Here is an 18,018-nt window from a genome sequence, read left to right as displayed (position 1 = left end):
GCCAAAACGATTTTTCTTGTCGCTGCCCTTCGGGCAACGCCGCCCAGTTTATACCGTCGGGCTCCGGCATTGCAAAAGCGACGCGTCCGAGCAGGAAAATTCGTTGGATTTTTGGAGCACGCGAAAAAAAAGCGCTGCGGTTTCCGGCAGCGCTTTCTCTGGAACGAAAAGCGATTACTTGCTGCGGCTCTTGTATTCGGCCGTGCGGGTATCGATTTCGATCTTGTCGCCGATGTCCACGAACAGCGGAACCGGGATTTCGAAACCGGTGGAGATCTTGGCCGGCTTCATCACCTTGCCCGAGGTATCGCCCTTGACGGCCGGCTCGGTGTAGGTGACTTCACGAACGATGGTAGTCGGCAGTTCGACGGAGATCGGCTTGCCGTTGTAGAACACGGCTTCGCATGCCATGCCGTCTTCCAGGTAGTTCAGCGCGTCGCCCATGTTCTCGGCTTCGATTTCGTACTGGTTGTATTCTTCGTCCATGAAGACATACAGCGGGTCGGCGAAATACGAGAAGGTCACCGGCTTCTTGTCGAGAATGACGACGTCGAATTTGTCGTCGCCGCGGAAGACGTTTTCCAGCGGAGCGTTCGTCAGAAGATTCTTCATCTTCCACTTGTAGGTGAAGCCCGTGCGGCTAGAACCGTTGACGTCGGAACGCAGAACGATGAAAGGCTTGCCGTCAACCATGATGATGTTGCCAACACGAATTTCTTTTGCAAATTTCATAGGAAGTGATCGTAAAAATAAGTTGCTTGATATTTACCGGGCACGTCATGGCAAACGGCACCGAAGGCTACGTTTGACCAACGTCAAACGCAATCGATTGACCGTGGATTATATCCCCATTTACCCTGCCGCCGACCCGCGCGAGCGAGCAAAATTGAGCAAATTGGATACCAGATCGCCGTTTACAAGCACTTCTTGCTTCCAATCGGCGGCTCTACGCAGCATTCTTGGCATATCGGCATGAAACTGTGTCCAGAGCGCTAGCCAGTCCGGGCTCCCGTCTGCGCCACCTGGCTCCATTCCATTCCAGGCCCGCGAGAACGAGGCCAGGTTGTCCATGCCATTTGCGTATCGCTTCAGGAAGGCCGCGAGTTTGACATGATGCAAATTCTCGTCCTGCGGATAGATATGCCAGATGAACGGCCTGCCCGCCCATTGAGCGCGAACGAAGGAATCTTCGCCTCGCACGAAATTGAGGTCGCATGACCAAAGCAGCCTGTCATAGTCCGGCTGGGCGACAAAAGGCAGGACGCGTACGGTGAGCGCCCCCCGCGTGCGAACCGCACCGGGCTTTGCCTCCGCTCCAAGAAAAGCCTGGATCGCATCACTGGCAACGCCTTCCGGCACCAGGCACGTGACTGCGATATCGCCACCTTGCCAGGCAGCCAGAAGCATCGGGACCGGTGCGCGCGGATAACAGAACAAGGACACTTTCAGCGAAGCTATTTCCGGGGGTGTCAGACCAAACCGGGCCAGGAAAGCCGACACACCTGCCTGATCCGATTGAAATTCCTCGCGCTGCGCCTCCAGCGAAGACTCATGCAGCAAGCCTCCCGTTTTCGCCGTAAAACCGGGGAAGAAGAAATACTTCGTGAGCGGCAAGCGCGGATGCATTGATGGCAAGGTATGGCAGCCCTCGACCCACTCTTCCGCGCTCAGCCCTTCAAGGTTGAGCCAGACGGGACGCGGCTCGCATTGCGCCATCGCGGCGATATAGCCAGGCGGGATATCGCAAGCGAAAAATTCGATCACAATGTCCGCGACGTCGCCAGGCGCGAACTGCCCATCCTGGTTACGCCAGTGCCGGACCTCCACGTTGTCGACACGCTGCACGTCGACATTCAGCACAACGTCCGGACAAATGCGCCGAAAGCTCTGCAGATCGTCGACCCACAGCGTGACCTCAATGCCATGTTCCTCGCAGAATTGCCGGGCGAGGCGCCAGCAGATGCCAATATCGCCGTAGTTGTCGACGACCTTGCAGAAGATGGCCAGTGAGGTTGCGCGTGTTTTGTCGAGGAGCATGGTCGGTGATGTCCTTCCAGCTGAATGATGCTCGTGCCGCGACTCGCCTGTACAGCGAAGCCGGAATCAAATGTTACTGCGGAAAAGAAAAACGCCACGCAATTGCGTGGCGTTTTAATGTGGCGTCCCCACGGGGATTCGAACCCCGGTACTCACCGTGAAAGGGTGATGTCCTAGGCCTCTAGACGATGGGGACAGAAACCTGTCGAACTGCAGCCTATTATATTGCTTTTGAACTTCTTTTTCTACCGCACTGCTTGTCGCTGGTGGAGGTAAGCGGGATCGAACCGCTGACCTCTTGCATGCCATGCAAGCGCTCTCCCAGCTGAGCTATACCCCCGTGTGCGAAGAAACGAGAGTATAGCAAAGATTTTTCTCGCGTGTAAATCCTCTTCGAAAAAATTTATCAAATAAATTTCTGAAGACGCGAGACAACGGTATCGCGGCCGAACAATTCCAGCACGGCGTCGATCGACGGCGTCTGCAGTTGGCCAGTAATGATCAGGCGCAGCGGCATGGCGAGCTGTGGCATCTTCAGCTTGTGCGCGGCGAGCACTTCTTTCGTCGTCGCGGAGATCGTTGCCTTGTTCCATTCGATGGATTTGCATGCTTCCGCAAACTGCGCGAGCGCCGGCTTCACCGCGTCCGTCACGTGCTGGGTTACCAGTGCCGGATCCGGATTGGGCTCGCGGTAAAACAGCATGGCAGCTTCCGCCAGTTCGTTGGTGGTATTGGCGCGCTCTTTCATGAGTGCGATCACGGACTGCAGTGCCGGTGCGCCATCGAACTTCGCGCCATCCTGCTCCATCAACGGACGAACCAGTCCTTCGAGACGCGCATTGTCCGCGAGCTTGATGTAATGGTTGTTCAGCCACGCCAGCTTTTCAGGATTGAACTGGGCCGGGGACTTGTTCAGGTGCTCGACGTCGAACCACTGGCAGAACTGCTCCATGGAGAAAATCTCGTCGTCGCCGTGGCTCCAGCCGAGGCGGGCCAGGTAGTTCAGCATCGCCTCCGGCAAAAAGCCCTGGGCCGGGTATTCCATGACACTGACCGCGCCGTGACGCTTGGACAGCTTCTCGCCGTCGGCACCGAGGATCATCGGCACGTGGCCGTATTCCGGCAGCGATGCGCCAAGCGCACGCAGGATGTTGATCTGGCGCGGCGTGTTGTTGACATGGTCGTCGCCGCGGATCACGTGGGTCATCTTCATGTCCCAGTCGTCGACCGCGACGCAGAAGTTGTAGGTCGGCGTGCCATCAGGGCGTGCAATGACGAGGTCGTCCAGCTCGCGGTTGGAAATCGTGATCGTGCCCTTGACCATGTCGTTCCAGGTGACGTCGCCGTCGAGCGGGTTCTTGAAACGCACGACCGGCTTGCGGCCCTCTGGAACGGGCGGCAGGGTCTTGCCGGGTTCGGGACGCCAGGTGCCGTCATAGCGCGGCTTTTCACCGGCGGCGCGCATGCGTTCGCGCATGGCTTCCACTTCGTCCGGCGTGCAGTAGCAATGGTAGGCTGTACCGGCGGCCAGCATCTGCCCCACCACTTCGCGGTAGCGGTCCATGCGCTTCATTTGATAGAAGGGCCCCTCGTCGTGATGCAGGCCGAGCCAGTTCATGCCGTCGAGGATCGCCTGCACCGCTTCCGGCGTCGAACGCTCCAGGTCGGTATCTTCAATACGCAGGATGAAGGTGCCGCCGTGGTGACGGGCAAAGGCCCAGGAGAAAAGCGCGGTGCGCGCGCCGCCGAGGTGGAGGTAGCCGGTGGGGCTGGGTGCGAAGCGTGTGCGGACTGTCATGGCAAATCGAATAAAAAAACGGCCTTGGATCGCCAAAGCCGTGGAAATGGAAAGTGCGTTATTTTACCTTGTCGGCAACGCCCGGGAAATCAGTCGTTCTTGATGACAATGCTCGGGAACTTGCTGCTCATGTCCTTGGCCTTTTCGGCCACCTTGACCGCGACCTTGCGCGCAATCTCCCTATAGATATGCGCGACCTTGCCGTCCGGATCGGCGACGACGGTCGGCTTGCCGGAGTCCGTCTGTTCGCGGATCGCCATCGTCAGGGGCAAGGCGCCGAGGAATTCGACGCCATATTCCTTGCACATCTTCTCTCCGCCGCCGGCACCGAATATATGCTCCGCATGGCCGCAGTTGGAGCAGACATGGATGCTCATGTTTTCGACGATGCCGAGGATGGGAATGTCGACCTTCTCGAACATCTTCAAGCCTTTGCGCGCATCGAGCAGGGCAATGTCCTGCGGGGTGGTCACGATGACTGCGCCCGTGACCGGCACGCGCTGCGACAGGGTCAGCTGGATGTCGCCGGTGCCGGGCGGCATGTCGACGATCAGGTAATCGAGGTTGCGCCAGTTGGTCTGCTCCAGCAATTGCTGCAGGGCCTGCGTGACCATCGGGCCGCGCCAGACCATGGGCTGGTCGGGGTCGATCATGAAACCGATGCTCGACACCTGTACGCCGTAGTTCTCCAGCGGCTCCATGGTCTTGCCGTCCAGCGACTCCGGCTGGCCGGAGATGCCCATCATCATCGGCTGCGACGGGCCGTAGATATCGGCGTCCAGGATGCCGACCTGCGCGCCTTCCGCCGCCAAGGCCAGCGCCAGGTTGACCGCGGTGGTCGACTTGCCGACTCCGCCCTTGCCGGACGCAACGGCGATGATGTTCTTGACGTTCGACATCAGCTTGACGCCGCGCTGGACCGCGTGGGCGATGATTTTCGAATAAACGTTCGCTTCGACATGCCCGGCGCCAGCCAGCGTACGCACGGCATTGACTGCCATGGCGCGGATCGGCTCGATCTGGCTGTTTGCGGGGTAACCCAGCTCGACATCGAACCGGATATCGGCGCCGTTGACCTGGATGTTTTTCGCTGATTTGCCCGATACGAGGTCCTTGCCGGTATTCGGGTCGATAACCTGGGACAGTGCCGCCTTGACGGCCTCAACGGTGATACTCATTGTTTCTCCTGAATTTTATAGCAGCAAGTCTAAACCAATTCGTGGCCGATTCCGCCCGCGTTTGACACCGCTCACCTGCGATAAGAGCCCCCGCACTGCTAAAATGACAGTTTTATTTCTCCGAGCATTATTGCCAAATGAGCACCACACCGCACCGCAAGCTGTTTGTCACCACTGCCCTGCCCTACGCCAACGGCGCGTTCCACATCGGCCACATTATGGAATACATCCAGGCCGACATCTGGGTCAGGTTCCAGCGGATGCAGGGCAATGAGGTGCATTTCGTCGGCGCCGACGACGCGCACGGCGCGCCGATCATGATCGCGGCCGAGAAGGCCGGCGTGACGCCGCAGGAATTCGTTGCGCGCATCGCCGCCGGGCGCAAGCAGTACCTGGACGGCTTCCACATCAGCTTCGACAACTGGCATTCGACCGATGCGCCGGAAAACCATCAGCTGTCGCAGGATCTTTACCGCCGCTTGCGCGACCACGCCAAGCTGATCACGACCAAGACCATCGAACAGTTCTTCGACCCGGTCAAGAACATGTTCCTGCCGGACCGCTATATCAAGGGCGAGTGCCCGAAGTGCGGCGCCAAGGACCAGTACGGCGATTCCTGCGAGGTATGCAGCGCCGTTTACGCGCCGACCGAACTCAAGAATCCGTACTCCACGCTGACCGGCGCGACACCGGTAATGAAATCGTCCGAGCATTACTTCTTCCAGCTGTCCAATCCGAAGTGCACGGAATTCCTGCGCGAATGGACCCAGGCGCCGAACCGCCTGCAGCCGGAAGTCGTCAACAAGGCCAAGGAATGGCTGGAGAGCGAAGAAGGCCTGGGCGACTGGGACATCAGTCGTGATGCGCCGTATTTCGGCATTGAAATCCCGGATGCGCCGGGCAAGTATTTCTATGTCTGGCTGGATGCGCCTGTCGGCTACCTGGCTTCGCTGAAGAACTATTTCGACAAGACCGGCCGCGACTACCTGGCCTTCATGGAGGACCAGTCGACCGAGCAGTACCACTTCATCGGCAAGGACATCATCTACTTCCACACGCTGTTCTGGCCGGCCATGCTGAAGTTTTCGGGCCTGAAGGTGCCGACCAATGTGTTCGTGCACGGCTTCATCACGGTTAGCGGCGAGAAGATGTCCAAGTCCCGCGGCACCGGCATTTCGCCGCTGCGCTACCTCGACATCGGCATGAACCCGGAATGGCTGCGCTATTACATTGCAGCCAAGCTGAATGCGAAGGTGGAAGACGTCGACTTCAACCCGGACGATTTCGTCTCGCGCGTCAATTCCGACCTGATCGGCAAGTACGTCAATATCGCCAGCCGCGCGGCCGGTTTCATCACCAAGCGTTTTGGCGGCAAGTTGAGCGATCCGGTCACAGGCGGTGAAGCCATGACCTGGCGCCTGCGCTTCGGCGAGCAGGAAGCGGCGATCAAGGAAGCCTTTGAAGCGCGCGAATTCGGCAAGGCGATCCGCCAGATCATGGCGCTGGCCGACGAAGTCAACCAGTACGTCGATACCAAGAAGCCGTGGGAACTGGCCAAGGACCCGGCCAACGACCAGGAATTGCAGGACGTGTGCAGCAACCTGCTGCGCAGCTTCTACTGCCTGACGATCTACCTCGCCCCGATCCTGCCGGCGCTGGCACGCAAGGTGTCGAAACTGTTCGGTATCGAGCGCGACCTGACCTGGGCCGACCTGCAGACCAGCCCGGCTTCGATCGGCACCTTCGAACACCTGATGCAACGCGTCGACCCCAAGATGCTGGATGCATTGTTCGAGGCTCCTGCTGCCGCGGAAGCCCCTGCAGAGAAGGCAGACGAGCAGCAAGGCATCGAACCGATGGCGCCGGAAATCAAGATCGACGATTTCACCAAGATCGACCTGCGCATCGCCAAGATCGTCAACTGCGAGCACGTCGAAGGCTCCGACAAGCTGCTGCGCCTGACCCTCGATGTGGGCGAAGGCCGCACGCGCAACGTCTTCTCCGGCATCAAGTCGTCGTACAAGCCGGAAGACCTGGTTGGCAAGCTGACGGTGATGGTGGCCAACCTCGCGCCGCGCAAGATGAAGTTCGGCGTGTCCGAGGGCATGGTGCTGGCTGCATCGTCCGCCGACGAGAAGGCCAATCCCGGCATCTATGTGCTCAATCCCTGGCCGGGCGCCGAGCCGGGCATGCGGGTGCGTTAAGCCATGCCTGCCGGAGAGTCTCCCAGTCGCAGTGTCCATGAGGTGCGGTTGCCATGAACATCGTGGTCCGCGAAGCAACGCTGGAGGACGCCCAGCTCATCGCCGAGCTGACACGCGCATCATGGGCAGGCAAGGTGGCCGTCACCTCGAGCGGCCACCGCGAGACGGCGGTGCGCGTGCTGCAGGACCTGCAGAATGGCGGCGGATTCATCCTGCTGCGCAACGACGAGGAAATCGGCTCGGTGCGCTGGCTCCCCCTTGAATCCGAACCCGATGTCTGGGAAATCATGCGCATGGGCGTGCTGCCGTCGTACCGGGGCGAGCATCTGTCCCAGCATCTCCTTGAAGCAGTGATCCACCGCGCGCTTGCCGCCGACGTGCGCGAACTGCGCCTCGCCGTGCGCGCCGACCAGGAACGCCTGCTCGACCTGTATTCCGCATTCGGTTTCGAACTCGCGCCGGAAATCGAATACACCCATGCCAATCCGCTTGAGCCCGCGCCGATGGTGATGCGCCGGGTACTGGGTTATTGAGCGTGGCGGGCCGATATACAAATGCACGCAATACCGAAGGCAGGGCGCCCGCCCTGCCCATGAAAACAGGCACAAGCAGGCATCCGGGGAGCCTCACTGCATGAATATTTCCAGCCTCCGCTTTCGTCCGGCGCTGGTGGACGCACTCAAGGGTTACGACAAGACACGCTTTATCCATGACCTAGCCGCCGGACTGACTGTCGGCGTCGTCGCGCTGCCCCTGGCAATGGCGTTTGCCATCGCCTCTGGGGCCAAGCCGGAAGCCGGCATCTTCACCGCCATTATCGGCGGCTTCCTGATCTCCGCGCTCGGCGGGTCGCGCGTCCAGATCGGCGGGCCGGCCGGCGCCTTCATTGTCATCATCTACGGCATCATCGAGAAGTACGGCCTGGGCGGACTTCTGATCTCGACCATATGCGCCGGCATCCTGCTGTTTGCGATGGGAATGTTCCGCATCGGTACATGGATCCGCTATATCCCGGTGCCTATCGTCATCGGTTTCACCAACGGGATTGCGGTACTGATCGCGCTGTCGCAGCTGAAGGATTTTTTCGGGCTCGCGATCGACAGGATGCCGGGCGACTTCTTCGCACAGATCAAAGTCCTGCTGGCCAATGCGCAGACCGTGCAGCCGATCACGCTGGCTATCGCCACCGCTTCGCTGGTGCTCATGTTCAGCTGGCCTGCGGTCTTCCGTAACAACCCCGACGGCTCGCCCAAAGCCTTCCGCTTCCCGCGCCTGGCCAGCCTGCTCAAACCCTTGCCTAGTCCCATCCTGGTCCTGTTGCTGAGCACGACCGCTGTCACCATCTTCGACCTGCCTGTCGAAACCATCGGCTCGCGCTTCGGCGGCATCCCGCAGGGGCTGCCCAGCTTCAAGCTGCCGCCGCTCTCCTGGGATGTAGTGAAACAGCTGTTTGCCCCGACGCTGACCATTGCACTGCTGGGCGCCATCGAATCGCTGCTGTGCGCCCGCGTGGCAGACAACATCACCGGCCAGCGGCACGATCCCAACCAGGAGCTGATGGCGCAAGGCGCTGCCAACTTCATCGTGCCCTTCTTCGGCGGCATTCCGGCCACGGGAACGATTGCGCGCACGGTGACGAACATCCGCACCGGGGCAACGTCGCCGGTCGCCGGCGTCGTGCACGCGCTTGCGCTGCTGGCGATCGTACTGGCGGCCGCTCCGCTTGCCACCAACGTGCCGCTCGCCGCACTGGCCGCCATCCTCCTGCACGTCGCCTACAACATGGGTGAATGGCATGAATTCCGGCGCCTGGGCAACTTCTCGCTGAATTACCGGATCCTGCTGGTATCGACGTTCCTGTTGACGGTGATCTTCGACCTGACCGTCGCCGTCGAAGTCGGGCTGGTGCTGGCCTGCGTGTTCTTCATCTTCCGCGTGTCCAGCCTGACCCGGATCGAGCAGATTCCCGGGCCGACGCTGCCGGTCTGGCCTGCGCCGGGCGTGGTGGCGTATTCGATTTTCGGCTCGCTGTTTTTCGGCGCGGTGGGCAAGATGGAAGTCCTGACGCAGCCGGGCCGCATTCCCGAGAAGGTAATGATCCTGAAGATGACCCAGCTTATCAACCTCGACACTACCGGTCTGGATGCGCTGGAAACCGTGCACAAGGCGCTGCAGAAGAACGGCTGCGTGCTGATCCTGTGCGGTCCGAACCATCAGCCGCTCAGCCTGATGACGCGGACGGGTTTCCTTGACCGGCTCGGTGTGGACAATTGCGTGGAAGATCTGACGCACGCAGTCATGCGCGCCAATGCACTGGCAGCCGGCTAGGCCGACTGTTGCAGCCCGGATTCGCTTTCATGGCGGACAAATGCGGCATCAAGCATTGCCGCGAGTTCTTCGCCCTTGCATGACTTCGGGACAAACCGGTCAATATTGCCGACATTGATCGCATCAGCCATGAGCGCAGCGTCGTTGTTGTCGCTGCACATGATGCGTACGGTGCGGGGATACATGCGGCTGATCCGGTTAAAGAATTCGGTGCCGCTCATGTCACTGACCTGCTGGTCGCAAATGACCACACTGACATCCTCCGCCGCGAGGATGTCGAACGCCGCACCGGCATCGCTTGCCTGGAACACACGATAGGGCGGTGCATCCGGAATGTCGAGCGACGCCCTGCCCTGCCCGTTGCCGCTGTCGATGAGCAGTAGAGTGCGGCCGGCATGCCGGCGTGCGCGCCCTTCCTCGGGCAGCGCGCGCCCTTCCCGCAATAGCGCCGCGCACAAGTCGACCGGCAAAGCAGGACTGAAGTAATCGCCCTGCATTTCATCGCAACCATGTTCCGCGAGCAAGGCAAGCTGGCTGCCGCTTTCCACGCCCTCGACCGCCACTTTCATTCCCAGCCTGTGCGCCATAGTAATGACGGCGTCGGCGACGGCGAGGTCGTCCGGATGCCGCTGGACATCGCTGACGAAGCTCGGATCGAGCTTGATCCGGTCCACCGGAAATCGCTTGAGGAAACCGAGGTTGGAAAAACCTGTCCCGAAATCGTCGATGGACAGGCCTACCCCGGTCTGCTTGAGTTCCTCGAGCACACGCAGCGACTCGGCAGGATCGTGCATCAGCAGCGACTCCTTGAGGTCGAGTTCAAGCTGTGCGGGCGACACGCCGGTTTCCTTCAGGACCGCGGCGATGGTGCCGGCAAAGCCGGGTTTGAGGAACTGGTTTGCGGAAATGTTGATCGCGACCGGCCCCTGCAGCAAACCCTGCTGCTGCCAGGCCACATATTGCCGGCAGGCGGTGCGCACCACCCACTCGCCGATCTGGTCGATGAGGCCGGCTTCCTCTGCCAGGGAAATGAATTGCAGTGGCGGCAACAGGCCCATCTCCGGATGGCGCCAGCGGATCAACGCCTCAAGCCCGACCACGCTTCCGCTTCCCAGCGCGATGCGCGGCTGGTAATGCAGTTCGAACTCGTCGCGCGCGATCGCTTCGCGCAGGCTCTTTTCCATCGCCATGCGCGCATTCATGCGGCGGCTGAGTTCGCCTGTATAAAACTGGAAGTTGTGCCGGCCGAGCTCCTTGGCGCGATACATTGCCGTATCGGCATTCCGGAGAAGCGTATCGGCATCGCGCCCGTCTTCCGGGAATGCAGCAAAGCCGATGCTGCAGCTCGGGATGACCGGGCAGCCATCGAAATAGACCGGCTCGGCGATGCTGTCGAGGATGCGCTGCATCACGTAGGCCGTGGAATTCTCGGACGACTGGTCGTAAAAGACGATGACGAATTCGTCGCCGCCGATGCGGGCGATCGTATCCGATTCGCGCACGCATGCCTGCAGGCGGCGCGAAGCTTCGACCAGCAACTGGTCGCCCGCCTTGTGACCGAAACGGTCGTTGACTGCCTTGAACTTGTCGAGGTCGATGTAGGCCACCGCCACCTGTCCGCCATAACGTTCGGCGAAACTGAGCGCCTGGTGCAAACGGTCGGCCAGCAGGCTTCTGTTGGGCAATCCGGTCAGGGGATCGTGACCTGCCTGGTAACCCAGCCGGTCCTGGGCACGTTTGAGTTGCAGGTGGGCCTGGATACGCGCCTTGAGTTCCGCGACACGCAGCGGCTTGGTGACGTAATCGATCCCGCCGGCATTGAAGGCGGACACCTTGATGTCGGTGTCGTCGTAGGAACTGATGAAGATGACCGGGATGCTCGCGTGCTGCAGCGACTGCTTCAACTGGCGGCACAATTCGAAGCCGTCCATGTCGGGCATGTTGATGTCGAGCAGAATGAGGTCCGGGGCTGCAGACTCTACTTCTTCAAGGGCGCCGCGCCCATTGTGCACGGTACGTACCCGGTATCCCTGGGATGTGAGGATGGCCGCCATGAAATGGCAGTCCGCCGGAGTATCGTCGACGACGAGAATATCCGGCACGCTATCTTCGGAAGCCAGAAACATGGAGCAACCTCTTCATCTGCACACGCTTTGGTGCATCCCCGGCTGTTGCCGCAGGAATTCCCTTCAGGAAATCATACTGGCATTGGCCGGGCGGCGCCACACCTTCCCGAATGATGTTGACGCAATGACAAGAACGTGTTCAACCATGCCACACACTGTCGCCGGATTGACGGAACGACAGTGAAGACAAGGTAAAATATCGCCTGCTTTTCCACCTCTGAACCCAATTCACCATGAAATTCAGCAAACAACAGACGACGTACGTGTCCGAATTCACCAAGTTCATCACCGAACTGAAGCAGAACAATCCGTCGCTCGAAGAAAAGCAGCGCGCCGGCCGCGCCATCCTCTGGGACAAGTCGCCCATCGACCTCGACGCCCGCCGCCGCGACGAAGAATCGCGCGTCAAGCAATCGCCTTACGTCTACCAGTCCAACCACTAATGTCCACGCAGGACACCCTGCTGGCACACCTGCCGGCTGACGCCCCCGAGCATGCGCTCGCGAACCAGCCGGATACGACGCCGGACGTGGTGGATGGCATGGCATTCGCGAAGCTGTACGGCGAGCCGCTGTTCAAGCTGCCGACCGACCTGTACATCCCGCCCGATGCGCTCGAGGTGTTCCTCGAAGCCTTCCAGGGACCGCTTGACCTGCTGCTATACCTGATCCGCAAGCAGAACTTCAACATCCTCGACATCCCGATGGCGGACGTCACGCGCCAGTACCTGGAGTACGTCGACCAGATCCGCTCGCGCAACCTGGAGCTGGCGGCGGAATACCTGCTGATGGCGGCCATGCTCATCGAGATCAAATCGCGCATGCTGCTGCCTGTGAAGAAGGCGGAAACCGGCGAGGAACCGGAAGACCCGCGTGCGGAACTGGTGCGCCGCCTGCTCGAATACGAACAGATGAAGCTCGCCGGCCAGCAGCTGGACAAACTGCCCCAGCTCGGCCGCGACTACGTGCGTGCTCAGATCTACATCGAGCAGAGCATTACGCCGCGCTGGCCGGAGGTCAACATTTCCGAACTGCAGGCCGTCTGGGCGGATATCATCAAGCGTGCAAAACTGACGCAGCACCATACGATCACGCGCGAAGAACTGTCCGTGCGCGAGCACATGACCGGCATCCTGCGCCGCCTGCAATCGGCGAAGTTCGTCGAATTCGCCGACCTGTTCGACCCGTCGCGCGGCGTTCCGGTTGTCGTGGTGAACTTCATCGCGCTGCTCGAACTGGCCAAGGAAACCCTGATCGAGATCACGCAGGCCGAAGCCTTCGCGCCGATCTACGTGCGCCTCGCTTATTCACCATCCTGATTCCATTCATCCGCCGCACGTGCAGCAACGTGGCACTTAGCAAGGCATTTCCATGAAAATCATTTCTTCCATCGACGAATTGCGTGACCAGCTGCGCGGGCAACTGCGCACGGCATTCGTGCCCACCATGGGCAACCTGCACGAAGGCCACCTGTCGCTGATGCGCCTGGCGCGCAAGCACGGCGATCCGGTGGTTGCGTCGATCTTCGTCAACCGCCTGCAGTTCGGCCCGAACGAGGATTTCGACAAATATCCGCGCACCTTCCAGGCCGACATCGAGAAGCTGGAGAAGGAAGGCGTGTACGTGCTATTCGCACCGACCGAGAAGGACATGTATCCGGAGCCGCAGGAATACCGCGTGCGGCCGCCGGACGACCTCGGCAACATCCTGGAAGGCGAATTCCGCCCCGGATTCTTTACCGGCGTGACGACCGTGGTGCTGAAGCTGTTCTCCTGCGTGCAACCCCGTGTGGCCGTATTCGGCAAGAAGGATTACCAGCAGTTGATGATCGTGCGCAACATGGCCAAGCAGTTTGCGCTGCCGACCGAGATCATCGCTGCCGAAACCTGGCGCGCGGAAGACGGCCTGGCGCTGTCCTCGCGCAACGGCTACCTGTCGGAAGCGGAACGCGCCGAAGCGCCGCAGCTCTACCAGTTGCTCAACGAAGTCGCCAATGAAGTGCGTTCCGGCCACCTCGACATGTTCGAACTGGAGCGCCACGCCATGGCCAAGCTGGCTGCGCGCGGCTGGAAGCCGGACTACATTTCGGTGCGCAAGCGCTCCGACCTGCAACCGCCGTCTGCCGGCGACCTGGCGCAAGGTGCGCCGCTGGTCGTGGTGGCCGCCGCCAAGCTCGGCGTCACGCGCCTGATCGACAACCTCGAAATCTAAGCGTGAGGCAACTGGCAGCCGCCTGCGCACTCGCACTCGCGCTGCCGGGTGCGGCCCGCGCTGCGGTGGCCGTGACCGACGACGCCGGCCGGACGGTCAGCCTGCCCGCTCCGGCACGCCGCATTGTCAGCCTCGCCCCGCATGCAACCGAAATGCTCTTCGCCGCCGGTGCCGGCGCCTATATCGTCGGCGCTACCGAGTTCAGCGACTATCCCCCCGAAGCAAAACGCATCCAGTCTGTCGGCAGCGGCGTGTCGCTGGACCTGGAACGCATCATCCAATTGAAGCCGGATCTCGTCGTCGGCTGGAACAACGGCATTGCCGCGACCCAGCTGGCGAAGCTGGAACCGCTGGGCATCCCGATCTACAAGAGCGAACCCTACGATTTCGCCACGATTGCCAATTCGCTTGAGCGCCTTGCCCGCCTTGCCGGGACTGATGCCGAGGGAAAGGCAGCAGCATCGGCCTTCCGCCAACGCAGGAAGAAATTGCAGGATACCTACCAGGCGCGTCGTCCGATCACCGTCTTCTACCAGATCTGGCGTTCGCCGCTGATGACACTGAATGGATCGCACATGGTGTCGTCCGCGCTGCGCCTGTGCGGCGGCGAGAACATCTTCGCCAAACTGCCGCAGCTTGCGCCGACGGTCTCCGAGGAGGCCGTGATCAAGGCCGATCCGGAAGCGATCGTGGCCAGCAGCGGCGAGCAGGACGATGTCTTCTCGCCGTGGCGCCGTTTTACCGGGCTCAAGGCGGTCGCGCGCGGCAACCTGGTATCCGTCGACGGCAATCTCCTAAATCGCGCCGGGCCGCGCATCCTTGACGGCACGGAAGACTTGTGCCGCAAGCTGGATGCGGTGCGCGCCCGGCATCCGGTGCGCTGATCCACGCCGCCCCCTCCCACGAATACGGTATTGACCGGGGTTGAGCCATCCTTATAATCGGTCGGCTTCGCCGGGCATGCCGCACGCCCTGCGCGGATTGTTGTTCGACGCCGGCCGCCCGGCCATGCCGCGGCCAGTTTTCATCGCACCACTGATTCAATGGAAATGGTTGGGCATGATGAACGATAAGGCTGCAGATCACCTCCCCCGGCGTCCCCTCTGGAAGCGCATGCTTGTCGCGCTCGGCGGCCTTTGCGCGGTGATGCTGGCGCTGATGTTCTATCCGCCGGCCTACGAATCGGCACGCATGCTCCTGGCCCGCCCCATTTCATCCGCCATTGCCTCGGATTCCTTCATTTCCCCTGCCGAGGCCCGCAGGCAGCAGGTTTCCTCGGCGCGCCCGGTTGTGCACGGCACCTATCTGAAGGATCCGTACGGCTGCGTCTACGTGGTGGAATACGTCGGGGCGAAACTGTCGCTGTCGCCCTTGCTGGATGACCGGCGGCAGCCGGTGTGCGTGCAACGCTGAGTTCAGTGCTGGACCCACTTCACGAGGTCGGTCCACTGTTCCAGGTCCTTCTCTACCCGTGACGGAGCGACGTCCCAGACGGTGGCGCCGTGGGCCGCGAGCTGCACGTAGTTCTGGGTGTCGCGCAGGTAACCGAGCACGGGCAATCCGATATTGCTGACATAGTGGGCAAGCTGGTCGGCGGCGCGAGTGCGCACGTTGACGCGCATGCCGAGCACGCCCACGTCGGCCTTGCCGTGATGGCCGGATGCCAGCCTGGCAAGGAATTCCTGGGTGGCGAGGATATCGAACATCGATGCCTGGAGCGGGACGACCACCTTGTCGGCGATCCGCAGGACTTCCTCCAGCCGGCTGCCGGACAATCCGGCGGGCGTGTCGAGCACGATATGGGTCGTGCCCTTGGGCGGTTTTGCAACATGTCCGTTGGCGATTTCCCACGCGGCGATCGGCGGCAGGCTGCCAGCTCGAAGTGAAAGCCATGCGCGTGACGACTGCTGTACGTCGGCGTCGCCCAGCATGACCTTGTGCCCCTGCTTGGCAAAATAGCCAGCCAGGTTGGTTGCAATGGTGCTCTTGCCGACGCCCCCCTTCGGGTTGGCGATGACGATCACAGGCATGTCTATCCTCCGGAAAGTTGCATGGTTTATATCGTGCTTGATCGTAGTACGAACGCAACATTGCCGGCAAGCATAGCATGAGCGATTTTCGGGGGAAATCCGCTCTAAAATACCGCCATGCAAATTTCCTCGACCGAAGCCTTGGCCGATTCCGACGACATTCAGGAACCGCTACAGGCGCACTTCAAGCCCGGCATTGCTCCCGACGATATCGAACAGGTGTTCCGCCTCAAGCGCGCGCAATCGCTGCTGCAGGCGTTCACCGCGCTGTTCCACGGCGGATTCGACGGCGTGCTGCTCCGTCTCCTGGTGCTGGGCGAACTGGCCGCCGACACCGGTTCATCGGCACTGACGCGCGCTGACATCAATGCGCGGCTCGGCTACCTTGACCCGGACAAGCTGGAGACGGTGCTGGCGCGGCTGCGCTCGCACCAATTGCTGTCCTGGGACGCTGCACAGGGCGTTTACCGCGTCTCGCCGGCCGCCCGCAACGTGATGGCCGCCATCGATAACCTGATGGCGCTCGGACAAGGCGATGACGATGCGGAAATGGGCTTCCTGCTGTCGCAGGTGGCCGGCGCGCAGGCCGTGGGCGGCGTCGGCGTCGAGCAGCTCCAGCACCTGCTGGGCCGGCTGGTCGACCTGACCGAGGAGTTCAGCGACGCCATCGCTTCCGGATCGGAATTCAGGCTGCGCGCTGCGCAAGCGAAATGGCACACGGCCTGCGACTGGGTCGAGAAGGGTTCGCAGATCATCCATGCGATCACCAACGATCCGCGGGCAGACGATGCGACCCATCGCGCGGCGCAGGCGATCGGCCGCGCGCAGGGCAAGCTGCTGAACATGCAGGGCATGTTCTCGCGCGCCCTCAACCAGATCGAACGGCAGCGTGTGCACCTCGGCCAGTCCGGACTGTCCACGACGGACATCAAGACCTGGCTGATGCGGCAGGAAGACCTCGCCGCCCTCGCCGATGGCGCCGTCTCCATTCCTGTCACGCCGATCTTCATCACGCCGTCCGAAATGGTTGACGTCGCCGAAGCGGAACTGATTACCGAGCGCGCTGCCCCCGCCGAGTCGACGCTGCCTGCCGGCGAGGACGTGCGCGTGGAGCAAACCGATGCCGCGTCGATGCCGGCCGAACTCGATGCCTGGCTGAACCGGCTGGCGGCGTTCGCGCCCGATGCTGCCGCGCCGGTCCAGGATACCTTGCTGCCGGCGAGCTTCGCGGTCGCGTCCTATCGCGCATCGCTGCTGCCGCTGCTAGGCGACGAAAGCGAGGCCGCACTGCAGGGCGGCACAGCGACCATGGCGCGCCTGCCGCTCGAATTCACGCCTGGCGACCACATGATGAAGCTCGACGACCCGCAGGTTGCCGCCATGTCGAAAGCCACCCTTTCCCCAAAAACAGAGAAGCAAACGGTTTCCCCAGAATGAACGATGATGCACAAATCCTGATTGCACGCCTGCTGGCCAATCAGACGCTGCGACGCGAGGACAAGCAGGTCAAGCGCGCCCTGTCGGACGAACTGTTTCGCGCCGATCTCGACAGCCGCCTGGCCGCCTGCGGCCTGAAGCTGCTCGATAACGTCTATGCCGACCATGTCGCGCTGGCGCTGGTGCGCGACGTCGAACCCAAGATCTTCGGCGCGCGCGATGCGTGGCAGAACAACAATTTCGGCCTCGCGCGCGACGGCGTGGCGCTGCTGGTCGTGCTGTGGGCGCTGATCGTCCTGCCCAAGCGCGAGCGGCAGGAAGCGCACCAGAATGCCGAAACCGACCAGGACGACATGTTCGGCAAGGAGAAGCCGATGCCGCGCGCGGAGGACGCCTCCACCGGCATTTCCTTCAAGGCCCTGCTCGCGGACTTCGGCGACAAGCTTGGCAAGAAGACCCGCATGAGCATGAACCTCGGGCAGCTCGCCAAGCTCGGCTTCGTCGAGATGAAGGGCGACATGATCCTCGAAGGTCCGCTGCTGGACCTGATGATGGATACCGACATGCTCAAGGACCGCATCGTCAACGGCGCGCTGTCCGACATCTTCCGCCGCGCGCCAGAAGACGCCGCCGCGCCGACCACCCTGCACACTCTGCATACCGTCTAGTA

General features: G+C 61.4%; 16 protein-coding genes and 2 tRNA genes. 10 read left to right on the top strand and 8 right to left on the bottom strand.

Annotation, left to right across the window (positions count from 1 at the left end; translation table 11 throughout):
* Nucleotides 1-174: 174 nt before the first annotated feature.
* From efp to apbC, 6 genes are all read right to left on the bottom strand, one after another.
* Entirely contained in the window at nt 175-732 is a 558-nt protein-coding gene (efp, locus tag AC3WOY_RS20665) for an elongation factor P (protein ID WP_492427181.1), read from the bottom strand.
* A 120-nt stretch (nt 733-852) separates the two neighbouring features.
* The gene (gene earP / locus AC3WOY_RS20660) at nt 853-2,037 is read right to left on the bottom strand and encodes an elongation factor P maturation arginine rhamnosyltransferase EarP (protein ID WP_492427179.1); all 1,185 of its coding nucleotides are present in this window, start codon (nt 2,035-2,037) and stop codon (nt 853-855) included.
* A gap of 120 nt (nt 2,038-2,157) precedes the next feature.
* Nucleotides 2,158-2,233: transfer RNA gene (locus AC3WOY_RS20655), tRNA-Glu, on the bottom strand.
* A 68-nt stretch (nt 2,234-2,301) separates the two neighbouring features.
* Nucleotides 2,302-2,377 (bottom strand) — tRNA-Ala (locus AC3WOY_RS20650).
* 66 nt (nt 2,378-2,443) lie between these two features.
* Nucleotides 2,444-3,835 (bottom strand): glutamate--tRNA ligase, encoded by a 1,392-nt coding sequence (gene gltX, locus AC3WOY_RS20645; RefSeq protein ID WP_492427177.1) that lies wholly within the window; start codon nt 3,833-3,835, stop codon nt 2,444-2,446.
* Nucleotides 3,836-3,924: 89 nt separating this feature from the next.
* A complete protein-coding gene (gene apbC / locus AC3WOY_RS20640; RefSeq protein WP_492427175.1) occupies nt 3,925-5,013 on the bottom strand; it encodes an iron-sulfur cluster carrier protein ApbC in 1,089 nt (362 codons plus the stop codon).
* A gap of 137 nt (nt 5,014-5,150) precedes the next feature.
* Here apbC and metG point away from each other — a divergent pair, with 137 nt between their 5' ends.
* From metG to AC3WOY_RS20625, 3 genes are all read left to right on the top strand, one after another.
* A complete protein-coding gene (metG, locus tag AC3WOY_RS20635) occupies nt 5,151-7,217 on the top strand; it encodes a methionine--tRNA ligase (RefSeq protein ID WP_492427173.1) in 2,067 nt (688 codons plus the stop codon).
* Nucleotides 7,218-7,270: 53 nt separating this feature from the next.
* Nucleotides 7,271-7,750, top strand: a complete 480-nt coding sequence (locus AC3WOY_RS20630; protein WP_492427171.1) for a GNAT family N-acetyltransferase — start codon at nt 7,271-7,273, stop codon at nt 7,748-7,750.
* 100 nt (nt 7,751-7,850) lie between these two features.
* Nucleotides 7,851-9,545, top strand: coding sequence for a SulP family inorganic anion transporter (locus AC3WOY_RS20625; protein ID WP_492427169.1), 1,695 nt, complete (start codon nt 7,851-7,853; stop codon nt 9,543-9,545).
* Here the strand turns inward: AC3WOY_RS20625 and AC3WOY_RS20620 are convergent.
* Entirely contained in the window at nt 9,542-11,671 is a 2,130-nt protein-coding gene (locus AC3WOY_RS20620; RefSeq protein ID WP_492427167.1) for an EAL domain-containing protein, read from the bottom strand. The genes AC3WOY_RS20625 and AC3WOY_RS20620 overlap by 4 nt on opposite strands.
* 233 nt (nt 11,672-11,904) lie before the next feature.
* On the opposite strand from AC3WOY_RS20620, the gene AC3WOY_RS20615 reads away from it, so the two are divergent.
* The 5 genes from AC3WOY_RS20615 (at nt 11,905) to AC3WOY_RS20595 (ending at nt 15,294) form a co-directional block, all read left to right on the top strand.
* A complete protein-coding gene (locus AC3WOY_RS20615; RefSeq protein ID WP_492427165.1) occupies nt 11,905-12,114 on the top strand; it encodes a DUF3460 family protein in 210 nt (69 codons plus the stop codon).
* On the top strand, nt 12,114-12,989 hold the full coding sequence (locus AC3WOY_RS20610) for a segregation and condensation protein A (protein WP_492427163.1): 876 nt from the start codon (nt 12,114-12,116) through the stop codon (nt 12,987-12,989). The genes AC3WOY_RS20615 and AC3WOY_RS20610 overlap by 1 nt, the downstream gene beginning before the upstream one ends.
* 52 nt (nt 12,990-13,041) lie before the next feature.
* Nucleotides 13,042-13,881, top strand: coding sequence for a pantoate--beta-alanine ligase (panC, locus tag AC3WOY_RS20605; RefSeq protein WP_492427161.1), 840 nt, complete (start codon nt 13,042-13,044; stop codon nt 13,879-13,881).
* Between the two features lie 2 nt (nt 13,882-13,883).
* The gene (locus tag AC3WOY_RS20600; protein ID WP_492427159.1) at nt 13,884-14,765 is read left to right on the top strand and encodes a cobalamin-binding protein; all 882 of its coding nucleotides are present in this window, start codon (nt 13,884-13,886) and stop codon (nt 14,763-14,765) included.
* Between the two features lie 175 nt (nt 14,766-14,940).
* Nucleotides 14,941-15,294, top strand: coding sequence for a hypothetical protein (locus AC3WOY_RS20595; protein WP_492427157.1), 354 nt, complete (start codon nt 14,941-14,943; stop codon nt 15,292-15,294).
* A 2-nt stretch (nt 15,295-15,296) separates the two neighbouring features.
* Here the strand turns inward: AC3WOY_RS20595 and AC3WOY_RS20590 are convergent, their stop codons facing one another.
* Nucleotides 15,297-15,911 carry a nucleotide-binding protein gene (locus AC3WOY_RS20590; RefSeq protein WP_492427155.1) on the bottom strand — a complete coding sequence of 205 codons (615 nt, stop codon included), beginning with the start codon at nt 15,909-15,911 and terminating at the stop codon, nt 15,297-15,299.
* Between the two features lie 117 nt (nt 15,912-16,028).
* Here AC3WOY_RS20590 and AC3WOY_RS20585 point away from each other — a divergent pair, with 117 nt between their 5' ends.
* Nucleotides 16,029-17,348 (top strand): hypothetical protein, encoded by a 1,320-nt coding sequence (locus AC3WOY_RS20585; RefSeq protein ID WP_492427153.1) that lies wholly within the window; start codon nt 16,029-16,031, stop codon nt 17,346-17,348.
* On the top strand, nt 17,345-18,016 hold the full coding sequence (locus AC3WOY_RS20580) for a hypothetical protein (RefSeq protein ID WP_492427151.1): 672 nt from the start codon (nt 17,345-17,347) through the stop codon (nt 18,014-18,016). The genes AC3WOY_RS20585 and AC3WOY_RS20580 overlap by 4 nt, the downstream gene beginning before the upstream one ends.
* The last annotated feature ends 2 nt before the right edge of the window (nt 18,017-18,018 follow it).

It is taken from the genome of Noviherbaspirillum sp. FW303-A3 (assembly GCF_058788695.1).
Note: the sequence above shows the minus strand (reverse complement) of the source record. Positions and strands in the feature narration are given on the sequence as shown.